Below are 19,576 nucleotides of genomic sequence, written 5' to 3'. Positions count from 1 at the left end.
GTGGACCGGAACTCGCTGGTTGACGATCAGACGCGCCCCTATCGATCGACTCGTTATCACAAGCTCAGGCAGAGAAGGGCTAAGGGACGACACCGTCAGAGTGAGGCGCAGGAGATCTTTCGCTTCGCCCAGATCTGGATTCCCTTCGGCGGAGCCCCTTCCGGCGAAATATTCCAGACATTTGGAATGTCTCGGCAGAGATTCCTCCAAAAGCTCTGGCAAAGCGTCCACGACTTGGAATGCGATCCAACATGCAGTGACCAACTCGCAGAAACCTACCCCGTTTCGAACGCCCACCACCGAGACGCCGAACGCTCCGATGTCCACCGGTAACCCCGAGTGCGGCGAACTGCTGCAGCGACGGCTACAGACCGGCCCCGAAGCCGTCGAGGCGAGCCTGTCACTGCGCCCCTCCGCCGATGACCGCTACACCAGTGCCACCGACCAGCTGCCGACCGCTGGCCATTCACTCGGCTCTCGACACTCGGCGTCGGAGTTGGACGATCCGTCAAGTCGCGATGGTGGTCCGAGCCCTCGTCAGCATCTGCGTTCGGGTACTCGATCCGCGAGTGCGGCCATAGCGGGTCGTTCTCCCTTCACCGGACACTCGGCACGGTGGCCTCGAGATGCCTACGGCTAGCAAACGCAGGGTGGGTAACCTGCCGTACGAGTTGACCAGTTTTGTCGGGCGCCGCCGCGAACTGGCGGAGACAAAACGACTGCTATCAGTGACGCGACTGGTAACCATCACCGGGGCTGGTGGAATAGGGAAAACCCGGCTAGCGTGTCGCGTCGCATCGGAGGTGTTACGCACCTTCGACGACGGTGTCTGGTTGGTTGACCTCAGTGAAATTCCCGACGGCTCGTCGCTCGTCGCCGCAGTCTCCGACATCGTCGGCAAGCCTGCCGAATACAACGAGCACACCGCCCCGAAACTCGCGGAGCATCTCGCGCCCAAGACCGCGCTGCTCATCCTCGACTGCTGCGATCAATTCATCGCATCGACAGCCGCCTTGTGCGCGTTCCTGCTGCGAAGTTGCCCAGGACTACGGATACTGACCACCACCAGGCAAGCTCTCGGAATCGGTGGGGAGGCGGTATTCCGCGTCCCGCCCATGACAGTGCCGAGCGAAGATCTGCAGCACCCGGTGCACAGCACCTCACGGTGCGAGGCGATCACCCTATTCACGGAACGGGCAGCAACTATTGTCCCCGAGTTCGGCCTCACTGATGCCAATCACGTTGCAGTATCCGCGATTTGCCGTGAGATATTGTCAATACCTGTGGATGAGGGAGTTTCAGGCAACCTCCGCTCCGGTGCTTGCGGGCTCGACCGCCCCGGCGTTGGGGCTGATGGCGGTGGGTCGCTCAAGTAGCTTGCCCGTGTGGAACACCGCGCCGGCACGAACGAGCGCGACCAGATGTGGTGCGTTGACCGCCCGCCAGCGAGCCTGGGCGGCGTCGATCAGCTTGTAGGCCATGGCAAGTCCCGCCGCACGGGACCCGGGACCCTTGGTGACCTTGGTCCGGAGTCGCACTGTGGCGAAAGTGGATTCGATGGGATTTGTCGTGCGTAGATGCACCCAGTGCTCAGCCGGATACTTGTAGAACTCGAGCAGCACATCCATGTCGTCGGTGATCTTCTTCACCGCCTTCGGATACTTCGCGCCGTAGTCGAGTTCGAAGGCCTTGATCGCCACTTGCGCTTTGTCGATGTCCTCGGCGTTGTAAATTTCCTTCATCGCCGCGAGCGCACCCGGATGCGCCGACTTCGGCAGCGCAGCAAGAACGTTGGCCTGCTTATGGAACCAGCATCGCTGCTCCCGGGTTTCCGGGAACACCTCCCGCAACGCCCGCCAGAACCCCAGCGCGCCGTCACCGACCGCCAGAACTGGGGCGGTCATGCCGCGGCGTCGGCAGCTGCGCAACAGGTCAGCCCACGACTCGGTGGACTCGCGGTACCCGTCGGTGAGGGCGACGAGCTCCTTGCGTCCGTCCGCACGGACACCGATCATCACCAGCAGGCACAGTTTTTCCTGCTCAAGCCTCACCTTGAGGTGGATGCCGTCGACCCACAGATAGACGAAGTCGGTGCCCGAGAGGTCCCGATCCTGGAAGGCCTTGGCCTCGTCCTGCCACTGGGATGTCAACCGGGTGATCGAGGCCGCCGACAGTCCGGCACCGGATCCGAGGAACTGCTCGAGCGCCGGCCCGAAGTCGCTGGTGGAGAGCCCGTGCAGGTACAGCAGCGGCAGCACCTCGTTCATCTGCGGGGACTTACGTACCCAGGCCGGCAGGATCGCGGACGAAAACCGCTGTCGCTCGCCGGTGTCCGGGTCGACGCGCTTATCGTTCACTCTGGGAACCTTCACGGTGACCGCGCCCGCGGCGGTCAGCACATCGCGTTCGTGATGGTAGCCGTTGCGGACCACCAGGCGGCGACCGTTCTCGTCGACCTGATCAGCGAACTGCTCGATATAGGCGGCCACCTCCGCCTGCAGCGCGGCCGCCAGCATCTGCCGCGCACCATCGCGGACGATCTCGTCGAGCATCGACCGCCCGACGTCGTCGTTGGAGCGGTCGTCGTCGTGTACTACCGTGAGCACGGGCGTACCTTCCCGCCAGCGTTGGCGCGCTGGTCTTGATCAGATTCCTGTGAACTTCGTAGATCATCTTCCGGGAAGGTACGCCCTCCCGGGATCCACAGGTTCTGAGCATTCCTCATTTGCCGTCGACTCGACGGGATCCCACTAGCGATCGAACTGGCCGCGATTCGGCTGAGGGCAATGTCTGTCGAACAGATCCTGCAGAAGCTGCCCGACCCCTACAGCCTGCTGTCGGTAGGTACGACGGGTGCGCCCGCACGCCAACAGACATTGCGGCGGTCTATCGATTGGACTCGCGACCTATGTTCCGCTGAGGAACGGGCGCTCTGGGCAAGACTGTCGGTCTTCGAGGAAAGCTTCGACCTTGACGCAGCCGAGGGGATTTGCGCCGGCAACCTTGCCGCGGACGAGGTCCTCGACCTCATCGCCTCGCTAATCGACAAGTCAATCCTCAGCAGAGAGGACCACGGTGCCACAGCGCGGTACCGCCTACTTGGAACCCTGCGCGACTACGGAAGAGAACAGCTGCAGGACGACACCGAATATCAATCGCTGCGCCGGCTGCACCGCGATTGGTATGCCCGACTGGTAAATCAAGCGAACAGTGAGTGGATCAGTCGTCACCAAGTCGACTGGATCGCCCGGTTGGAGGCGGAACAGCCGAACCTACGAGCCGCACTCGAACACTGTGGCACCGGACAAGACGGCGCCGAACGGGACACAGGTTTGCGAATTGCCGTTGCGTTATACCCGTTCTGGTGTGCTCAGGGCATGCTGGGGGAGGGACGACAATGGTTCACCAGGATGTTGGACGGAGCACATGGCCATCCAAGCGCTGACCGGATCGAAGGACTCTATGCTGCAGGTGTCCTCGCCGCTCTGCAAGGTGATCTGTTGGCAGCGAGAGCACTCATCGACGATGGGATGAAGCGCAGCGCACACGCAGCTGATGAGCACGTGGGGCTGCTCGACTTCTATGCCGCAGGATGTCACGCCATCCTGCGAGGCCATTTCTCCCAGGCCCAAATGTTCTTCGACAAAGCCGTATCGGTCAGCCGAAACCATGAAGCACCCTTAAAGCAAGTTTGGGCGTGGCTCGGACTTGCGCTCGCGAGCGGACTGTCGGGTGACATAGCACGTGTGCAACTGTGCCTACGCGGCATTTCGGAAATAGGCGACACTCGTGGAACAGAGACCTACCGTGGGTGGATCCTATGGATCGCAGCCCTGACAACCTTTCAACACGGCGACCTCGCACGAGCAGACAGCATGGTCAAAGACTGCTTGCGGTCCGCCTCTCAGGTTAACGACCGTCTGGGTGTCGCTGGGTGCCTGGAGATTTCAGCGTGGATCTCTGGGCGGAAGCGAGACGCTCGCCGAGCGGCGGTCCTCCTTGGAGCGGCGCGTGTGGTCGGCGGAGCATGCATCGTCTCCCCACAGCTTCTCCCAGACCACGCGCGCTGCGAGCAGCAGGCAAGACGTGCACTCGGCGATCGAGCTTTCGAGGCAGCGTATTCCAATGGATCGGATACGTGCTTCGCCGACGCTGTTGCCTTCGCTCTCGGCGAGACTCAAACGACCAACCAGGGCCTCGCATGTTCTGACACGACGCTGACACGACGAGAAAGGCAGGTCGCGTACCTGGTTTCGAAAGGGATGACCAACAGGGCAATCGCCTCCGAACTGGTGATCTCGCAACGTACCGCTCAAGGCCACGTCGAACATATTCTTACCAAGCTTGGCTTCAACTCCCGAAGTCAGATCGCGGCGTGGATAGTTGAGCAGCAATACCAATCCGCGGCGCCGAATCAAACGCTCCCCACTCGCCGAACCGGAGTCGGACCCGGTGAGCAAAGGGCATCATAGGCCAGCGTCAAGAGCTGGACACACGGCGAAACGGCCAAAGAATGAGGTGTTTGTCCGCGGGCGGTGGTGGCGCGTGCCGGTGTCCGGGTCGACGGCGCCGAGGACCGGTCAGGGGGCCGTCCAGTACCCGGCGCCTTGCTCCCCGGCGCGCACGAGGGGCAGTGCACGAGGGGCAGTGTCTGGATTCTGGCGTGTGTCTTTCCGCGGAGCGGGTCATCTCCCCGGGATGTTCGACGAGGGTGGGGAGTGTGGGTTCGGTGGGCCGCCGGGGATCACGGTGAGTGTCCAGTCGCGGCGTTCGGTGACGGCACGGTGTAGATGCTGCGCCCAGCGGCGGCGTTCGTCGCCATCGTGGGTGATGGTGATTCGCCTGGTCCACCTTTCGGGCAGCCCGCGGTCGTTGATCGCCAGCCCGATGACCACCCGAAGATCGGGATCGGGCGTTCCGGTGACCACGATGCGGCCGGGTTCGCCGCCCATCTCCATCCGGGCCCCGAGCACCGCGGCGACCACTTCGGCCACCTCGAGCACGGACTGCGCCCCGACCACGTCGATGTAGTCGACTTCGGTCATCTCGGTCCTCCATTCCGTGCCGGCGGGGCCCGCCTACCGCCGGCGCAGTGGACCGAATCGCATCACGGATGTGGTCGGTGGTTCGAGTGGTACCGGCGACCGTGCCGGCAGGCAGGAACGGTCGGGTGTTTCCGTCGCTGGTCACACCGGTGCTGGGTCGGGTGCACGCACCCCTCGCAATCGCGTGCGATCGAGCGCACGGCGCATTGCGTGCACGCGAGGTGCGGCCTGCGTTGGGGGCGCCGACGCCCCGCCGGTGACCTACGACGGCGCCCCGTTCTCGCCTTCTCGCTGTCGCCCAACCGGGATTCGGGCCGGACGGAGGGCGGGAGTGGTGCAATGAAGGTGGGTGACGAGGTGAGTGAGCGATGAAGCAGGTCCTGAAGGCGGTGCTGGTGTGCGTGGTCGTCGGCGCCGCGGTGCTGGTGGTGTGGGTGGTCGTCGTTCGGCGGCTGGTGTTCAGTTCGGGGTGGGGCGGGGCCGGTGTGGGTCGTCTGGGGGCATTGCCGCGATGCGGGCCTTGATTTCGGCGGTGCTGATCGGCTCGGTGCGTGGTGTGGTGGTCGTCGGTTTCGGTGCCGCGGAGGTGGGTGTGCTCATGGGTGGGGATTCTCCTGGGAACGAGGTGGTGTGGTGTTACAGGCCGACGGCGCGTTCGAGGGCGTCGAGTTCGGTGTCGAGGTGGCCGAGCAGCGGGTTCAGGTCGGGCAGGGTGCGGCGGCAGCCGGTGAGCCCGAAGACGATCTGGTCGTCGTTGCTGGTGCAGGTGATGTTGAGGGCCTGCCCGGTGGTGGGGATCGACAGCGGGTACAGGGCGTCGAGTCGGGCCCCGTTCCAGTACAAGGGGGTTCGGGGGCCGGCGACGTTGGAGATCACCACGTTGAACGGGGGCCGGAGCGGTCCGCGCCGGCCGAGGAGCATCTCCATGCCGAGCGGGGCGGCGCCGAGCGCGCTCATCGCAAGTACCTGGGCCGGGCTCATCTCGCGCAGCGCGGCCTTGCCCTCGCGCATGCAGTCGCGGACGGTCGCGAGGCGGTGCCCGGGGTCGGGGAGGTGGGTGGCGAGGTTGCACATCAGCACCCCCACCCGATTGCCCCCACCGCCTGACACGGCGTCCCCGGGTTGAGCGGTTGCTGGATCTCCCGGGTCGTCGACACGAAGTCGCTCGTCGCACTTTCGTAGCGGCGATCTCCACCGCCGAAGCAGGCTACTGCGGCGGATCGGGGTCGATGTAGCGCGGCGGGTTGTGGGCATTGAGCAGCCAGGCCCCACCCTTTGCGGTGTCACCGATGGGGAATGCGCGGGTCCCGTCGGTGCGGGTGCATGCGGCGAGCGCGGTGAGGGTTTCGCCGTGGGTGCACCACAGGGTGCCGTCCAGGTCGACGGTGTCGAGGGCGGCGAACAGATCGTCGGCGGCGGCGTCCGGGGTGAGCAGCGGGTGCTCGTGGATGACAAGGCCGTGGGCGGCGGCCAACGGGGCGAGGGTGTCGAGGCAGCGGGTGGTCGGGCTGCAGTACAGGACGCGCAGCTCGACCCCGGTGAGAGTCTCGACGAGCCCGGCAGCTTGTTCCTGGCCCAGGGCACTGAGGGGACGGTGGGCGTCGGGCCCGTGCCAGCTCTGCTTTCCTATCGCATGGGCGTGCCGGAGCAGGACGAACATCCCAGAGCCTTCCCTGACGAGAGCGAGGGTGTGCGGGCCAGCATAGGCGCCGGACCTGGCGGGATCGTGACGATTTCGCAATGCCGGGATGTGGACGCGGCAGGACGGCCAGGTGTCCCGTGCATCGCGAGTGTCAGTCGGAGGTGGGCCGGTCGGGTGAGGGTTCGGGGGGGCGGAAGATCTGCTTCGCGCCGCGGGCCTGCTCCATGCGGACCTCGAATTCGTGCTCCTTCTCCTCGGTGTCGTCGTCGGTAGGCGGTGCGGGGGTGCCGGGGGCGCCCAATCCCGGGTCTGCGGCGCCGATCTCGTCGCCACTTACGTGTGTGATCGGCAGGAACGGCTCGTTCATGGACATGGTTCAATCCTGCCGCTGCCCTTGGGGCTCTGCCAAGCAGCACCGGCTGATGGAGGTGCCGGACGCGGTTACCGAGAGGATTCCGGCCAATGTGCGAGACGTGACTCCCACTCGGCCAACGCGCCGGGTGCGTTCGGGTGTCGTTCGGGGGATCCCAGTGGTGGGTGGGCGTCGATGGCGAGGTCCACCAGAGCGTGGGCGACGGTCAGCACGCTGAGGTGGTGACGGTTCGCGACTCGGAGCAGTTCGTCGAATGCGTCGGTTTGGCTGCAACGGAGGAGGGCGATCAGGATGCCCTCCGCCACCGACAGGGTTTCCCGTCCATCCCGCGCGCGGTGGACACCCAGCCCGGCCTGACTAGTGATCGAGTCGGGTTCGGGCACCGTGCCATCATCTCCCGCGGTATGGCGTCACTCGTCGCCCGATTATCGGGCCGACGGTCCAATGGGGCGTACCCGCGCATGGCGGCCTTCACGCCTCAGGTGAGGAGGTGAAAATACCAACGGGTGCGCCCCGGGAATAGGCCGGCCGACCAAGCAGGCCCCACCGAGGGCGAGCGTCATAGCAAGGTCGGGCAGGAAGTTGCCGATCATGCCTGGTCGGGGGTCTGCGCCACGGATCGGCAGCGTTCGACAGGCCCGCGGTCAGTCCGATAGTCCCGGCCGTGCCCAACAGCAGCACTACTGCGGTGTGTGACAAGACATCGGTCTGGAGACCGAGGCGCACAGATGCGGGTGATCACGACGTGCACTGACGCTCCGGAAAGACATCGAGGTTGGCTGTGATATCAAGCTGGAGGAAGATTCGTCACATACCGCGGCCACGCAATTCGCCGCCAGGTAGTGGGTGCGGTGTTGGAGGCAGTCGTGCAGGCTCCCGGCGAGCGGTTGGCCACGTGTCGTGCCGTCGTGGTCAACGCCCCGGAATCCTGGATGAATGTCGTTGGCGTCGTGCTGGTTCCGGGTCTGATCGGCGGAAGGCAGGATCGACAGCCTTGGGGGCGGGACGGTGTTGCCGGTGCCGGCCCGCCTGGGGTTTGGTCTGACTGCGAGTGAGACGCCGTGTCACAGATTCCCGAGTCTGAGCAGTGCGGCACGCAGGCTGGGGGAGACGATTTGGTGGTCGGTTCCCAGCCGTGTGTTGGGGTGTCCGAGGTCGGTGAGAATTTTCTCGGTGTCCTGCACCGGGATGATCCAGGTCGATTCGGGTGGGCATGAGATGGGCGACCGCGCGGCGGGTATGGGGAATGGCGATGGCGTCGGGGTCCACGACCGCGGGCGGGAAAGATCCACTCGTTGTCGTCGGTAACCTGGATGATCACGTCACGCCGCTGCAAGCGGCGACCGGGTTGGTCGGGGCGTAGCCATTCCCTTTGGTATATCGCAACCGGCCGCGCGGGGGAGGGGTGCACGCCGGTGTGGAGGCCACTCCTGGTCCTCGTCGACGTTGGGTTGTTAGACGGTGTTGTGCCACAGGAATATCCGGGTGACCGCGGTGGGGAGGAAATCGGGTTCGACGCGAACGCGGCCACTGACCCCCGCATAAGTTGGCGCGGACCCTGCGTGAAGTCCGGTCGGCGGTTGCCGTGGCTGCGTTCGGTGGCGGTCCGGCCGCACTTCAGACGAAGCTTCCTGACACAGCACCCGTCACGGCAGGCGCACCGTGGGCAGCCTCCGGGTGACGAATTGTCGAAAGTAGTCGATCTTTGGGGTGGTCACCAGCACCGGGAGGAGAAGATCCCACGCCATTGCCGTCCGCGTCGGCAGGGTGGTGGGGTTGTCGGTGGCCGTCGCCAGGAGGCGTGCCCCGGCGAAGAGTTCCACGAGGAGTTGACCGACGGCGTCCGGATCGGTGTCCTCGCGCAGGTCGCCCTCGTCGATTGCTCTGTGGGCCAGGAGTTGGTAGGTGGATATCCAGGTGGCGAAGGTGTCCGTCTCGGAACTGCGGTAGTCGCCCATTTCGGTGATGAGGCGGAATGTTGCCCCCATCACCGGGTCGTTGAGGGCGGCGTCGACCGTGACGAATGAGATGCCGATCATGGCCTCGAATGCCGGCGTGGGGGAGTCGAGATACGGGGTGCACACGGCAGTGAACCGCCTCGTGCCCTCCTCGATGACGGCGCGGGCGAGTTCTTCCTTGGAGGCGTAGTGAAAGTACAGGGCCCCCTTGGTTGTCAGGGCCTGGGTGAGGATCTCGCTCAGCTTCGTGTCTGCGTAGCCGTGGCGGGTGAACACCTCGGCCGCGGCATGGAGCAATGCGCGGCGGGTGACTTCTGCTCGCTTCTGGGCGGCCATTCACCTGCCCTTCTAGTAATGAGATCATCGACCGGACGGCTGTCGTGAACCGTCCTGAATGGGGTTGAACGACGCCCTGCACATGCATACCCGATGTGGAGGTTCGTCGCATGATGTTCCGGGTGGCCCCCTATTCTGCGAGGCTTCCGGGCTCGTAGAAGATGACCCGCAGCCCCGATTTCGGATTTCGTCGACAAGTACTGGTCCCACGACGTCGTCCCCAGTGCGCACCCCAGAAATGTGGGAACTCAGGCACAAGGATGTCGGCGCCCCGAGATCGGAGGTCCCACCGACGACCGGCCCGCGAGTTCCGGGAGCAGCGAAAGCCGGGAGTGGGGACTTCACCACACTGCGGAGATCGTGCAATAGTCGCCCCACACCCGAAGGATCGACGAACGGGACTTCAGGCCTCCGCCGTTGCCAAGGGGTAGGTGTCAGGTCGACCCAAGACTGAAAACCGCTGTGTGCTCGGTGGGCGTGAAGGTTCGAAGGATGCGCGCGTGGCTCGTACCCATTCGACCGCATTGTCCTGTTCGGCGTTCATCGACGTCGCGGAAACTGCTCCTGCGCGTTTCCGACGGCCGACATGAGGTCGCGGCCCAGGCGTTGGTAGGTGCGCAGCCACGCTGCGTCGACCGGCTCGTCGTGCAGGTGCGCCATCAGCGTTTCGCTGTTGTTGTCGGTTTCCAACCATCGGCGCATCTCGGTGGTGCGGTCCTGCACGGCGTGCAGCAACTGCTCTGGAACGGTCGCATTCGTCATCGGGTTCCGTCCTCCCTTGCCGTTCACCTCAACGTTTTTCGTCGCTCATTGTGGGTGGGTGTGTTGGCTATCAGGCGTTCCATCGTCGGTTGTCGCCACCGTCAGGCGTATTCGAGTGAGTCGGCCTCGTCGAGCGAGTCCCAGGCGATCTCGTAGCGCTTGCGGGTCATGTCGTCGGCGTCGGTGAGGAGCGCCTCGAACAGTGACCGGGGGTCGGCGTGCCATGACCGGGCCAGGGCCTCGATCTCCTGCGGGGAGAAGAGGCCGGACCGGGCGGTGGCGGAAATCCAGTCGTCGAATTCGCGCTCTCGGATCCGTTCGACTGCGTCGAGGTCGACCTTCCCGTCGTCGAGGTCGAACGAGAACATTGCCGCGACAACGTCTCGGGGCGACTGGCTGGCGATATCGGCGGTGACCCGGCCCGTGACGATGGGGTTGCGGACCAGCTGTTCTGTGGTCATGGCGACCGCACCTCATCGAGTGGGCGCGGGTTCCGACTCACTCTGTGTGTCGATTCTTGGGGAAGCCTTATGGGGTGTGTGTTTCTCAGCAGGGTAAGGCATCTCCGCAACGCTAGCTGTGGCATACGTCACATTACTGGGCGGTAGTGATCGAACCCGCAGGATGGCCTCGTCGGATGCGCCAATGGTTGCACTGTTGGAGTGTTCCCGGATGGCATGCGACCCAGCGTAACTGGACGGTTGACCTAATAGCGTTTGCGCTCAATGTATTCCACACTGTCCCCGGAGCCGACCCGGTTCCGGGGTGCTCGGGTAGTGGTGTCGGCACGAATGTTCGGGCCGTGGAGGCAGGGCAGGGAGCGGCAGGATGCGGGCATATCGACAGATGAGGTGGGCGGCCGCGGGTGTCGGGTTGGCCGCGGGCCTTCTTTGGGCGCCGGTCGCGGCGGCGGAGGAGGTTCCGGACCTACCCGGGGCGAGCTCGGTATGGCAGGTCCCGGACCGAGCCGGTCCCGCCCAGAGCGAGCATCCCGATGCCGCCCGGTACGCGCGGCAGCACCCGGGATCGGTGCCGCCCGGCGTCAACGACTTCACCTGTATCCCCACCGACGACCATCCGAGGCCGGTGGTGCTGGTGCACGGCACGGACTCGAACGCGTACTCGGACTGGGCAGCTCTCGGTCCGCGACTGGCCGCCGCGGGGTACTGCGTGTTCGCGCTCAATTACGGCGGCGAGCCCGGGGGCGACAACTACGGAACCGAGGACATGACGGTCAGCGCCGGCCAGCTGGCACAGTTCGTGGCTGCCGTCCGCGCCGCGACCGCCGCCGCCGAGGTCAATATCGTCGGCTACTCGCAAGGGGCGACGGTGGCCCGCTATTACGTCAACCGGCTCGGTGGTGCGGCGGTGGTCGATCAGTGGATCGGCCTTGCCTCACCGACCTACGGGGGCACCCTGTTCGGTCTCGTTCCGGTCCTCGAGCAGATTCCCGGCGGCATGCAGTGGGCGAGAAGGGCAATCCCCCCGGACTTGGTGTCGCCCGCGTTGGAGCAGCAGGCCCAGGGATCATCGTTCCTCGACGACCTCAATGGTGTGGGAGACACCGTTGCGGGGACCCGGTACACGACGATCGGCTCGTGGCTCGACGAGGTCATTCAGCCGGCGACGAATATCGCGTTGCGCGACGGGTCGGCGACGAACCTGATGATCGGGGATCTCTGCCCGTCCAATCAGTCCGGGCATTTCCGGATGCCCTACGACGAGTACACCCTGCAACTGGTGATGAGTGTGCTCGATCCCGCACAGGCGCCGGCACCGCCGTGCACCGTGGTCCCGGCGGGCACGGGGGTACTGGAGATGATCCTCACCGAGAAGTTCTGATGGCTGCGGCGTCGCGGTCTGACGGGTCGCGGCACCACGGCACCACGGCGGGCGCGGCGGCGCGGCTGGTGAGCGCCGGCATGAAGCGGGATGCGGACCTGCACGCGGGTGTTCGCTAGGCCCTGTCGCTGAGGTCGCCGCGGATCGAGCCGGTAACGGTGTGGGTGCCCGCGCGGATACAGTCACCGTGTCCTGACGAGGGGGCGCAGAGGGAGCAGGACGTGGTGCGGCGAGGTTTCAGGGTCTTGATGGCGGCGGTGCTCGGTGTCCTCTTCCTCGCAATGGCGGTTCCGGTGCCGGCGAGCGCGGAACCGCTGTATCCGTGGCCGGACCCGGACCCGTTCTACCTCGCTCCCGCCGATCTCGGGGCCACGGCGCCGGGTGATGTGGTGCGGACGCGGCGGATCGACACCTGGATGTACGCCAACTCCGACGGGTTGCAGGTCGCGTTCCGGTCGACGAACTCGGCCGGCAACCCGATTCTGGCGGTCACCACGGTGCTCCTGCCCCGGGGTGTGGCGAATCCGCCGTTGGTGTCGTATCAGGCGATCGTGAACTCGTTGGGAACCAAGTGCGCGCCCTCGCGGGCGCTGTTCAACCTGGAGATGCAGGAATCGCCGGGAATGTTGCTGGGTCTGCAGCGGGGGTGGGCGGTCTCGGTGCCCGACCACCTCGGCCCGACCGGTGCGTACGGTGCGGCCAAGCTCGGCGGCATGATCACCCTGGACAGTGTCCGTGCGGTGCAGCGGGTGACCGAACTGGGCCTGGCGAACAGTCCCGTCGCCCTGGCCGGTTACTCGGGTGGGGGAATGGCCAGTGCGTGGGCGGCGGCGCTCGCGCCGACCTATGCCCCGGAGCTGAGGCTGGCGGCGGTGGTGCAGGGCGGGGTGCCGGCGGATCTCGAGCAGATGGCCGAGGGGCTGGGGTTCAACCCGCACCCGGGGTTCGGGCTGGCCTTCGCGGCGGCGATCGGCCTCGAGCGGGAGTACCCGGATCGGTTGCCGGTGTCCTCGCAACTCAATGAGACCGGTCTGTGGTTGCGGGACTGGATGAGCAACGAGTGCCGGCGGTTCCTGCTGTTCCACGGCGCTTTCCGCAACGCCGGGCAGTTGGCCGCGTCGAGGAGTCTGATGGCGAGTTCGGCGGCGCGTCAGGTGTTGCGGGAGAACAGTCTCCGCTATTTCGAGGGGGTGCCCACGGCGCCGGTGTACATGTGGCACGGCACGCTCGATGGGCTCACCCCGTTCGATTCGGTGGCGGAGGTGGCGCACCGGTACTGCGCGGCGGGAGCGACGCTGACGTTCGTGCCCTATGACATCTCCGAGCACATGACCACCGCGGTGGTGGGCTTCCCGGATGCGTACGAGTTCATCGCGGCACGGTTCCGGGGTGAGCCCGCCCCGACACGGTGCTGACCCACGGACCCGGCGCGGCCGAGTCCCCCTGTGAACGAATGCTACTAGCAGCAAGGCGATTCCAGGTTTGATCCGGACCGGGTTCGGGGGATGAGCGTCGTATCGCGCGACCGTGGGGTCCGTGTCGCGCGGAAACCGGCCTGAACTGACGTTTCTGCCTTACCGTGGCGGTACGGCAGGTGAGGAGGCGCGGGTGGCCCGGGACTTCGCGGGGTGGTTGTCGTCTCAGGGCTGGACGGTGCTTGCCGACACGGATGTCGTGGACATCGTTGCCGAGAAGGCCGGCCGCCGGCTCTACGCCGAGGTCAAGGGTGCGAGCGCCGCGCCGGATTTGGACGTCGATACCGCCATCGGGCAGCTGGTGCGGCGGATGCCGAGCGAGGCGGATCAGTCGGTGTCGTTTGCGCTGGTCGTGCAGGACGAGCCGCGATCGGTGGACGCCGCGGGGCGGGCACCGCAACGGATTCTCGATCTGTTGGGGATTACGCTGTATGCGGTCGATGAGGACGGCGGGGTGCGGCAGCTCTTCGGCCGCGTGTGAAGACCATCCCCCTGGCGTGAGCGGGATCGTGGCGGCGCGATCGAGGGTGTGCGATGCGGACCGAGTCCTTGGTCGGTCCGACGTGTTCAGGCGCAGTCCCGGCAGATCTGTTGCGCGGCGTCGGCGAGGTGGCTGCGGTGGCGGAGCAGGGAGCGACTGGTGAGGTTCGGGGATGACGCGGACGGCAAGTTCCTCACCGGACGGTCGGCGCCGTACAGTTCGAAGGACTCGGCGGTGACTCTGTCTTCGACGTCCACGACCGAGGATTGGGTGTCTTTGCGGCGGGCGGTGAGCTGCTCGAGGGAGGTGCCCGTCTAGTCCGGATTCGGTGACTCTTGGGGCGTCGTAGTCGGTGGCTATGGCTGATCTTTTCCTCATGCATCGGGCGTTCTGACCGCCACCCAAGAGGGTCCGGCGCCGCGCCACGCCGTCGGGGTCTGGCGTGCAGTGGTTAACCTTTTCGGGGCGGTGAGGGGGATCGTGTGGCGCCGGTTCGGCTCCATATTCCGGCGTTGTCGTTTTCGTTGTTTGGGGCGCCGGTCGGAGCCGGTTCGTCCATGCGGTCAGTGCTCGTGTCGGTGTTCGAGCTTGCTCCGAACCGCGGCGGCGTTGTCGAACGTACAACGTGGCGCTGCTCGCGCTCGACCCCGACGGTCTCGCCGCGTTCGCCGAGCGCCACGGGCTGACCGCGCAGACGCACGAGGAACTCGCACGGGATCCGGTCGTGCTCGCCGCCGTCGAGGAGGCGGTGCAGGCCGCGAACGCGAAGTTGTCCCGGGTCGAGCAGATCAAGCGGCACTCGGTGCTGCCGAACATCTGGGAGCCGTCCGGCGACGAACTGACCCCCACCATGAAACTCAAGCGCCGGCCGATCGATGCCAAGTACGCGGCCACCAACGGGGAGCTGTATTCGGGTCGCTGAGCCGCCGCCGCGGCTACCGCTCTGTCGAGCGGGTTCATGATCGCCTCCGCGTCCGTCCCGCGGTAGCGTGCGTACATCCGAACATCAAGTCCTGATAGCTGTTTCGCTGCATCGAACAGAACGTCGTGACGGACCATCACCGTCTCGAGTGGGCGTACCACGCCGCCGCGGCCTGGTTGTCGCTGACGTGGTGAACTTGTACTCGTTGACCGCGTAGGCCACGGGGGTGAGGCGGTTGGGTCCGTTCAGGTGAGGACCTCGTCGACGTCGATGCCCGCCTTCTCGCACAGTGCCCGGAGTAGTTTGTTGTTCTGCTCGGCCAGGGCGTGAGTGGACAGGATGTGGCCGAACTGATCGTCCTTGCGGTCCGCCGGCACCGGGCGGCCTTCGAGACCGAGGTTGGTGACCTCCTTCCATAAGATCTCGGCGATGGCCTCTCGCAGATCGAGCTTGCGGCCGGATCCGTCGTAGAGGGCGACCGGGTGGTCGTCCCGGAACGCGGCGGCGACTTCGCGTGCACTCATGTGTTCGTCCTCCTCGATCGGTACTGCGGGTTGTACCTGTACCCGAAATTGCATGGCCCGGTACGGCCATCCGGATTCGGCCCATTCGGACACGATGATGTGAAAGTTGTCGAACGTGCTGTCCGGGTGCACATATCCGCCGTACAGGCGGGTCACGACGTCGGGGCCGCCATTCCCCGACGGTCCCCTCACCGGCCGGAACGTCGGAGCGGTGTGCCAGTTGTCGGTGATCTGTCCGACGACGCGGATGGTGATGTTGTATTCGGCTTCGTTGAAGTAGCTGAGCACCCAGTTGTTCTGCATTCGGCGCAGGCACAGCTCCCCGACCTTGGAGCCGACCGGCAGGATCGGGGTGGGTGGATTGCCCCATGCCCAGGCGCCGTGGCTGAATCCCCAGGGCTCGTAGAAGTCCCGGTTCAGCAGCTGGTCCTCGGGGCAGCGGAACAGCAGCACGTTCTTGTCACGTTCGAGGCCGCCGGTGGTCATCACGTAGACGAACCCGTCCCCGCCGCGTTCCCAGGTCAGCATCCGGCGGTGACCGCCGAATTCCCATCCTTCCCACCGGGCCTTGGGTCCGCCGTGGGTCCAGGTCTCGCCGTTGTCGTCGGAGTATTGGATCTCGGTCCACCGCGTGTCGGGCAGGCCCCGGACCACGAGGACGTGCAGGTAGATTCGGCTGCCGATCACGATCGCGTCGGTCGGCAGTACGGTGCTGAACTCCGGGTTGTTGTGCGGGTAGTCCCAGAGCTGTTTCGCGGGGTTGCCCCCGGCGGCGCGGTGAAACCGCACCCCGTCATCGAGGTCGTGGGTGTGGCTGTAGAGCAGTACCGGGCTGCGCCAGCCGGGGCCGCCGACCCGGTTCTCGGCGAAGGTGTCACCGAAGAAGAATCCGATCTCGCCCGTGGGCACCCGGACCGGGATGCCCAAGTCGGTCCCGCCGACACCGAACTGCGGCACCGGAGTGAGATCCCTGATCTTCATGACCGCACCAGTGTCATCGGCCGAGAACCTCCCCGGCGATGTAGTCCCACAGCGCCGCGTCGTCGACCGGGAACGGTTCCGGACCCGGGGGCGGGGGGCTTTGCCCCAGGCCGAGCATCGCGTCGAGTTCGTCGGTACTCAGGTGGGTGTAGTTGAGGTCGCAGCGGCCGAACGGTGGGCACGGGCCGTTGTCGGTGTACTGGTGCGCGAAATAGCCGTCCGGCTTGATCTTCGGCGAGCCGGGCTCCCGGCCGTAGCTGGGGGTGACCAACCGGAGACCTGGGGGGCGGGTGCGCCACAGGTCCGCGTTCGACACCGGGTTCCAGTAGCCGATCACCCGCCGCTCGCCGAGCCATTCGCGTGCCCGCCGGATCTCGTCGTTGACCTCCGCCGACTGGTCCCCGGTGATCGCCCCGGCCGCGTCCTCGACGTCGGCCATGACGACCATCCGCGGATGCGGCCCGCCCTGCTCGGTGACCATCTGCATCAGCAAGTCGATGTTCGCCTGACCGGGCCGGAAGAACCAGTACACGATGAAGAACCGCAGCCGGCCGTCCTGACACGCACGCACCGCCCAGTCGTGGTTCGCCGCGAACTTCGTATCGCGCATGTTCCCGCTGTTGGACCGGAAACAGAAGATGTCGTACGGGTACGCGTCGGTGACCGGGGTGATCTGATACTGCGACACATCCGCCCAGGTCTTGCCGCGCACCACCGGCGGTGTCGGCGGGGTGACCGGTCCGCCGAGATCCGGGCGTTGCCCGTGGCGGATCACGACATTCCATTCGCCCTCGAACACATAGCCGGTCACCGGCCATCCGTTCGCGATCTGCAGCGCCGTTGCCGCGCGGGCGGTGCCGGTGTCCCAGATTCCGGTTTCCGGTATGCCACAGGTTTTCTGCCAGCGCCTGAGGCCGTCCTTCCAGGATTGCGGGTCGGTGGGGAACAGGCCGCTGATCGACTCGGCGGGTCCGTCGAGCGGACCGTAGTAATACCCCGCCGGGAGGGGGAACGCGTCCAGGTCGGGTGGCCCATACACCCAGAGGTAGCCGTTTTCGAGCCGGGTCGCGAAGGCATCCAGGCGGGTGTCACCCTCGGGGAGGTTGATCTGGGTGTGCATCGGGTCCTTGGTGGCCCAGTCCTCACCCCAAAATACCGTGCCCTCGAACTCGGTGAGCATCTGGCGGACCGCCGCGATCTTGTCGGCCGGCATGTTCACCGACGCCCGCACCTTCCAGGGCAAACGGGTGGCGTTGAGATCCACGGCCGTCCCGCTCAGGTGGTTGCTGTTAGCTATATCGTTGTCCCAGCTGAATCCCCAGTAGTCGCGTGGCCGGTAGCTGTCGATTCGCCAGACCCGCCGGTGCCAGAGCGCCGCCCAGGCAATCAGGATCGTCGCCGCCGCGCCCCGGCGCACCTCCGGCCGCACGTTGTCGGTGCCGGGCACCAGCGGCTTGACGATTTCGCCGGTATCGCAGATGCGCCAGCCGTTCTCGGAGATTGTGTTCCCCTTGTAGCTGCGAAATCCCATCGCGCTCACCCTCCGTCGTCACCACGGTCCTGGCTGCACTGCTTCCGCTTCCCGCCGCGGCTGTGTGTCGCTTCGTGCATCCCGGACGATAGGACCACATACCGACACCAACGCCCCGCCCGGTTCTCTTGAGCTTCAGTGTGACGCCCGAGCCGGGAAAATTTCGCGAGGCGTGCCGTACGCGTTCCCCGGGGCCCGGTCGGCCGGCGCGTTGCCCCGGCGGACCGAGCCGGATGACCGCGGTGCTGTGGAACGCCTCTGAGGGTCGGCGTAGCAGTGAGCAGGGGGATCGAGGTCGATGGGGACGGGACCCCGGCGCGGGGCTGCTCCGTGTTCCCCCATCGGTTACGACGGGGGATTGCGCGAGGAGAAGTAGTAGCCGATTGCGCTGCCGGTCAGGCCCACCATCGCGGTGAAGACCACCTGGAATGGGCTGCTGGCGCGATCCCACTTGTCGGTGCCGGCCCACAGCGGCACCAGCAGGTAGATCAGGCCGACGAGGAAGGTGGCCACGGACAGGCCGATCGCCAGGGCCTTACGGGTGTCCTCCTGGCGTTCGTCGAGGCGCCGGATGGTGACCTCGGGCTGTTCGGTCACCTGGGGGTCGGTGCTGCCGACGTTGACCTCGTCGACGGTCGTGTCGTCCCGGGCGGTGACATCGTCCTCAGCGGGCACGGTGGGCCCGTCGGGTTCGGTCACTTGAAGACGACCTCCCGTTTGGTGCCGTCGGGCTCTTCGATGAAGACCTTGGCACCGTTGGCGGCGGCCTCGTCGATGTAGGCGGTGGTGCGGATGGCCCGGACCAGGGCGCTGGTCTTGGTCGAGGCGTGCCGCTTGGCGATCTCGTCGAGCGTCTTGATGTCGTCGTTGGGCAGGTTCGCGGTGACCTTGGAAACGTCGTCCTTACTCATGATGTCCTCCTGAGGGTGATCTCGGCCCGTTCAGTCTACCTCGAAAGCCGTACCAGGTACGGCTCAGATACGCATCGGTCTCCGGGTTGGGCTGAGAACCGGTCAGGACGGGCGGCAACACGTCCGCACCCTCGATGCCGACTGCGATGGGCCCGCGCTCCGGACCGGCCGAGCCGCTGCGCGACCGGTAATCAGCGATGTACATCGGGTATGCACGAGTGTCCACCGATCAGCAAGGCCTGACCGCACAGCACGCTCAGCTCGGGCTCGAGCTCGGGGTGTCACTGGAACGGATCTGCGTTGATCACGGCTTGACCGGTACCGATCGTCAGCGGCCCGGTCTGCTGAACCCCCTTGTAGCCTGCCGGAATTGGCGAATGGGCGTGAGATCAGGGTAAGGATGGTCCGTCGTGGTCGTGGCTGGTCCCTGGCCTGGAAGCGTCGCGAAACCGCCGTACGCCGGTTCGTCACCAGCCGTGCCGATACGGGGGCACAGTTCCTCACGCGCACGGTTCCAGAACGGGAACAGTTCCGGGCTGTCGGCGTCGGGGTGGGCGGGTTGGCTGACGTCGACGAATTCGAGGAACGTTTTCCGGAGGTCCGAGCCAGCACGCAGGCCCGCAGGGAGAGCTTCGCCGAGGCGGCGTCTCCGATCCGGTCGGCGTACGGGCCCAAGTCCGCGGTGTGCACGAAACCCTCGAGTCGCCCGCCGACGTCGTTGTAGACGGTCTGGAGGTCGAAGCCGCAGGCCTGGCCACCAGCCGACTGCAGGTGGTCATCGGCGCCCGATGAC

At 65.9% G+C, this 19,576-nt stretch carries 20 protein-coding genes and 2 pseudogenes; 8 read left to right on the top strand and 14 right to left on the bottom strand.

Annotated elements, in window-relative coordinates:
- Nucleotides 1–650 precede the first annotated feature (650 nt).
- The gene (locus RHA1_RS47210) at nt 651–1,376 is read left to right on the top strand and encodes an ATP-binding protein (RefSeq protein WP_167540986.1); all 726 of its coding nucleotides are present in this window, start codon (nt 651–653) and stop codon (nt 1,374–1,376) included.
- Here RHA1_RS47210 and RHA1_RS37655 read toward each other — a convergent pair.
- The gene (locus tag RHA1_RS37655) at nt 1,299–2,606 is read right to left on the bottom strand and encodes an IS256-like element ISRjo4 family transposase (protein WP_011599256.1); all 1,308 of its coding nucleotides are present in this window, start codon (nt 2,604–2,606) and stop codon (nt 1,299–1,301) included. The two genes, RHA1_RS47210 and RHA1_RS37655, sit on opposite strands and share 78 nt — an antisense overlap.
- A gap of 180 nt (nt 2,607–2,786) precedes the next feature.
- Between RHA1_RS37655 and RHA1_RS37650 the strand changes: the two genes are divergently transcribed.
- Nucleotides 2,787–4,472: a LuxR C-terminal-related transcriptional regulator gene (locus tag RHA1_RS37650; RefSeq protein ID WP_007298533.1), complete on the top strand. Its 1,686-nt coding sequence runs from the start codon at nt 2,787–2,789 to the stop codon at nt 4,470–4,472.
- 213 nt (nt 4,473–4,685) lie between these two features.
- Here RHA1_RS37650 and RHA1_RS37645 read toward each other — a convergent pair whose 3' ends face one another.
- Nucleotides 4,686–5,045, bottom strand: coding sequence for a hypothetical protein (locus RHA1_RS37645; RefSeq protein ID WP_007298534.1), 360 nt, complete (start codon nt 5,043–5,045; stop codon nt 4,686–4,688).
- Between the two features lie 368 nt (nt 5,046–5,413).
- Here RHA1_RS37645 and RHA1_RS50885 point away from each other — a divergent pair, with 368 nt between their 5' ends.
- Nucleotides 5,414–5,569 carry a hypothetical protein gene (locus RHA1_RS50885; RefSeq protein ID WP_157234268.1) on the top strand — a complete coding sequence of 52 codons (156 nt, stop codon included), beginning with the start codon at nt 5,414–5,416 and terminating at the stop codon, nt 5,567–5,569.
- A gap of 112 nt (nt 5,570–5,681) precedes the next feature.
- Here RHA1_RS50885 and RHA1_RS37640 read toward each other — a convergent pair.
- The 7 genes and pseudogenes from RHA1_RS37640 to RHA1_RS37605 form a co-directional block, all read right to left on the bottom strand.
- Nucleotides 5,682–6,152 (bottom strand): annotated as a pseudogene (locus RHA1_RS37640) (WS/DGAT domain-containing protein); the annotation flags it as partial.
- A gap of 100 nt (nt 6,153–6,252) precedes the next feature.
- Nucleotides 6,253–6,705 carry a histidine phosphatase family protein gene (locus RHA1_RS37635; RefSeq protein ID WP_007298536.1) on the bottom strand — a complete coding sequence of 151 codons (453 nt, stop codon included), beginning with the start codon at nt 6,703–6,705 and terminating at the stop codon, nt 6,253–6,255.
- A gap of 133 nt (nt 6,706–6,838) precedes the next feature.
- Nucleotides 6,839–7,060 carry a hypothetical protein gene (locus RHA1_RS37630; protein ID WP_007298537.1) on the bottom strand — a complete coding sequence of 74 codons (222 nt, stop codon included), beginning with the start codon at nt 7,058–7,060 and terminating at the stop codon, nt 6,839–6,841.
- Between the two features lie 68 nt (nt 7,061–7,128).
- Entirely contained in the window at nt 7,129–7,443 is a 315-nt protein-coding gene (locus tag RHA1_RS37625; RefSeq protein ID WP_007298538.1) for an ANTAR domain-containing protein, read from the bottom strand.
- Between the two features lie 1,263 nt (nt 7,444–8,706).
- Nucleotides 8,707–9,354, bottom strand: a complete 648-nt coding sequence (locus RHA1_RS37615) for a ScbR family autoregulator-binding transcription factor (RefSeq protein ID WP_007298540.1) — start codon at nt 9,352–9,354, stop codon at nt 8,707–8,709.
- Nucleotides 9,355–9,894: 540 nt separating this feature from the next.
- On the bottom strand, nt 9,895–10,116 hold the full coding sequence (locus tag RHA1_RS37610) for a hypothetical protein (RefSeq protein WP_007298541.1): 222 nt from the start codon (nt 10,114–10,116) through the stop codon (nt 9,895–9,897).
- Nucleotides 10,117–10,217: 101 nt separating this feature from the next.
- On the bottom strand, nt 10,218–10,577 hold the full coding sequence (locus RHA1_RS37605) for a hypothetical protein (protein ID WP_007298542.1): 360 nt from the start codon (nt 10,575–10,577) through the stop codon (nt 10,218–10,220).
- 367 nt (nt 10,578–10,944) lie between these two features.
- Between RHA1_RS37605 and RHA1_RS37600 the strand changes: the two genes are divergently transcribed.
- The 3 genes from RHA1_RS37600 to RHA1_RS37590 all read left to right on the top strand — a co-directional run bounded on the left by RHA1_RS37600 (nt 10,945) and on the right by RHA1_RS37590 (nt 13,914).
- Complete coding sequence (locus RHA1_RS37600) at nt 10,945–11,958, top strand: esterase/lipase family protein (RefSeq protein ID WP_011599251.1); 1,014 nt, start codon at nt 10,945–10,947, stop codon at nt 11,956–11,958.
- A gap of 248 nt (nt 11,959–12,206) precedes the next feature.
- Nucleotides 12,207–13,373, top strand: a complete 1,167-nt coding sequence (locus tag RHA1_RS37595; RefSeq protein WP_007298544.1) for a lipase family protein — start codon at nt 12,207–12,209, stop codon at nt 13,371–13,373.
- Between the two features lie 193 nt (nt 13,374–13,566).
- Nucleotides 13,567–13,914: a hypothetical protein gene (locus RHA1_RS37590; RefSeq protein WP_007298545.1), complete on the top strand. Its 348-nt coding sequence runs from the start codon at nt 13,567–13,569 to the stop codon at nt 13,912–13,914.
- An 86-nt stretch (nt 13,915–14,000) separates the two neighbouring features.
- Here RHA1_RS37590 and RHA1_RS53755 read toward each other — a convergent pair whose 3' ends face one another.
- Nucleotides 14,001–14,171 carry a hypothetical protein gene (locus RHA1_RS53755; protein ID WP_007298546.1) on the bottom strand — a complete coding sequence of 57 codons (171 nt, stop codon included), beginning with the start codon at nt 14,169–14,171 and terminating at the stop codon, nt 14,001–14,003.
- Between the two features lie 368 nt (nt 14,172–14,539).
- Here RHA1_RS53755 and RHA1_RS37580 point away from each other — a divergent pair, with 368 nt between their 5' ends.
- Nucleotides 14,540–14,836 carry a hypothetical protein gene (locus tag RHA1_RS37580; RefSeq protein ID WP_007298547.1) on the top strand — a complete coding sequence of 99 codons (297 nt, stop codon included), beginning with the start codon at nt 14,540–14,542 and terminating at the stop codon, nt 14,834–14,836.
- 245 nt (nt 14,837–15,081) lie between these two features.
- Here RHA1_RS37580 and RHA1_RS37575 read toward each other — a convergent pair whose 3' ends face one another.
- From RHA1_RS37575 to RHA1_RS37560, 4 genes are all read right to left on the bottom strand, one after another.
- On the bottom strand, nt 15,082–16,341 hold the full coding sequence (locus tag RHA1_RS37575; RefSeq protein WP_007298548.1) for a glycoside hydrolase family 183 protein: 1,260 nt from the start codon (nt 16,339–16,341) through the stop codon (nt 15,082–15,084).
- Between the two features lie 13 nt (nt 16,342–16,354).
- Nucleotides 16,355–17,872: a M15 family metallopeptidase gene (locus tag RHA1_RS37570; RefSeq protein ID WP_007298549.1), complete on the bottom strand. Its 1,518-nt coding sequence runs from the start codon at nt 17,870–17,872 to the stop codon at nt 16,355–16,357.
- A 345-nt stretch (nt 17,873–18,217) separates the two neighbouring features.
- Entirely contained in the window at nt 18,218–18,571 is a 354-nt protein-coding gene (locus tag RHA1_RS37565) for a hypothetical protein (protein ID WP_007298550.1), read from the bottom strand.
- Complete coding sequence (locus tag RHA1_RS37560) at nt 18,568–18,783, bottom strand: hypothetical protein (RefSeq protein WP_007298551.1); 216 nt, start codon at nt 18,781–18,783, stop codon at nt 18,568–18,570. The genes RHA1_RS37565 and RHA1_RS37560 overlap by 4 nt, the downstream gene beginning before the upstream one ends.
- Nucleotides 18,784–18,980: 197 nt before the next feature.
- Between RHA1_RS37560 and RHA1_RS47200 the strand changes: the two are divergent.
- A pseudogene (locus RHA1_RS47200) lies at nt 18,981–19,154 on the top strand (recombinase family protein); the annotation flags it as partial.
- Nucleotides 19,155–19,576 lie beyond the last annotated feature (422 nt).

Source organism: Rhodococcus jostii RHA1 (genome assembly GCF_000014565.1).
Taxonomy (GTDB): Bacteria; Actinomycetota; Actinomycetes; order Mycobacteriales; family Mycobacteriaceae; genus Rhodococcus_F; species Rhodococcus_F jostii_A.
Note: the sequence above shows the minus strand (reverse complement) of the source record. Positions and strands in the feature narration are given on the sequence as shown.

What these genes read in the sequence shown, in the direction of transcription:
- RHA1_RS37600 (WP_011599251.1), top strand. Translation starts at nt 10,945, where the DNA reads ATGCGGGCATATCGACAGATGAGGTGGGCGGCCGCGGGTGTCGGGTTG.
- RHA1_RS37635 (WP_007298536.1), bottom strand. Translation starts at nt 6,705, where the DNA reads ATGTTCGTCCTGCTCCGGCACGCCCATGCGATAGGAAAGCAGAGCTGG.
- RHA1_RS50885 (WP_157234268.1), top strand. Translation starts at nt 5,414, where the DNA reads ATGAAGCAGGTCCTGAAGGCGGTGCTGGTGTGCGTGGTCGTCGGCGCC.
- RHA1_RS37605 (WP_007298542.1), bottom strand. Translation starts at nt 10,577, where the DNA reads ATGACCACAGAACAGCTGGTCCGCAACCCCATCGTCACGGGCCGGGTC.
- RHA1_RS37575 (WP_007298548.1), bottom strand. Translation starts at nt 16,341, where the DNA reads ATGAAGATCAGGGATCTCACTCCGGTGCCGCAGTTCGGTGTCGGCGGG.
- RHA1_RS37645 (WP_007298534.1), bottom strand. Translation starts at nt 5,045, where the DNA reads ATGACCGAAGTCGACTACATCGACGTGGTCGGGGCGCAGTCCGTGCTC.
- RHA1_RS37650 (WP_007298533.1), top strand. Translation starts at nt 2,787, where the DNA reads ATGTCTGTCGAACAGATCCTGCAGAAGCTGCCCGACCCCTACAGCCTG.
- RHA1_RS37560 (WP_007298551.1), bottom strand. Translation starts at nt 18,783, where the DNA reads ATGAGTAAGGACGACGTTTCCAAGGTCACCGCGAACCTGCCCAACGAC.
- RHA1_RS37610 (WP_007298541.1), bottom strand. Translation starts at nt 10,116, where the DNA reads ATGACGAATGCGACCGTTCCAGAGCAGTTGCTGCACGCCGTGCAGGAC.
- RHA1_RS37615 (WP_007298540.1), bottom strand. Translation starts at nt 9,354, where the DNA reads ATGGCCGCCCAGAAGCGAGCAGAAGTCACCCGCCGCGCATTGCTCCAT.
- RHA1_RS37570 (WP_007298549.1), bottom strand. Translation starts at nt 17,872, where the DNA reads ATGGGATTTCGCAGCTACAAGGGGAACACAATCTCCGAGAACGGCTGG.
- RHA1_RS37630 (WP_007298537.1), bottom strand. Translation starts at nt 7,060, where the DNA reads ATGTCCATGAACGAGCCGTTCCTGCCGATCACACACGTAAGTGGCGAC.
- RHA1_RS37595 (WP_007298544.1), top strand. Translation starts at nt 12,207, where the DNA reads ATGGCGGCGGTGCTCGGTGTCCTCTTCCTCGCAATGGCGGTTCCGGTG.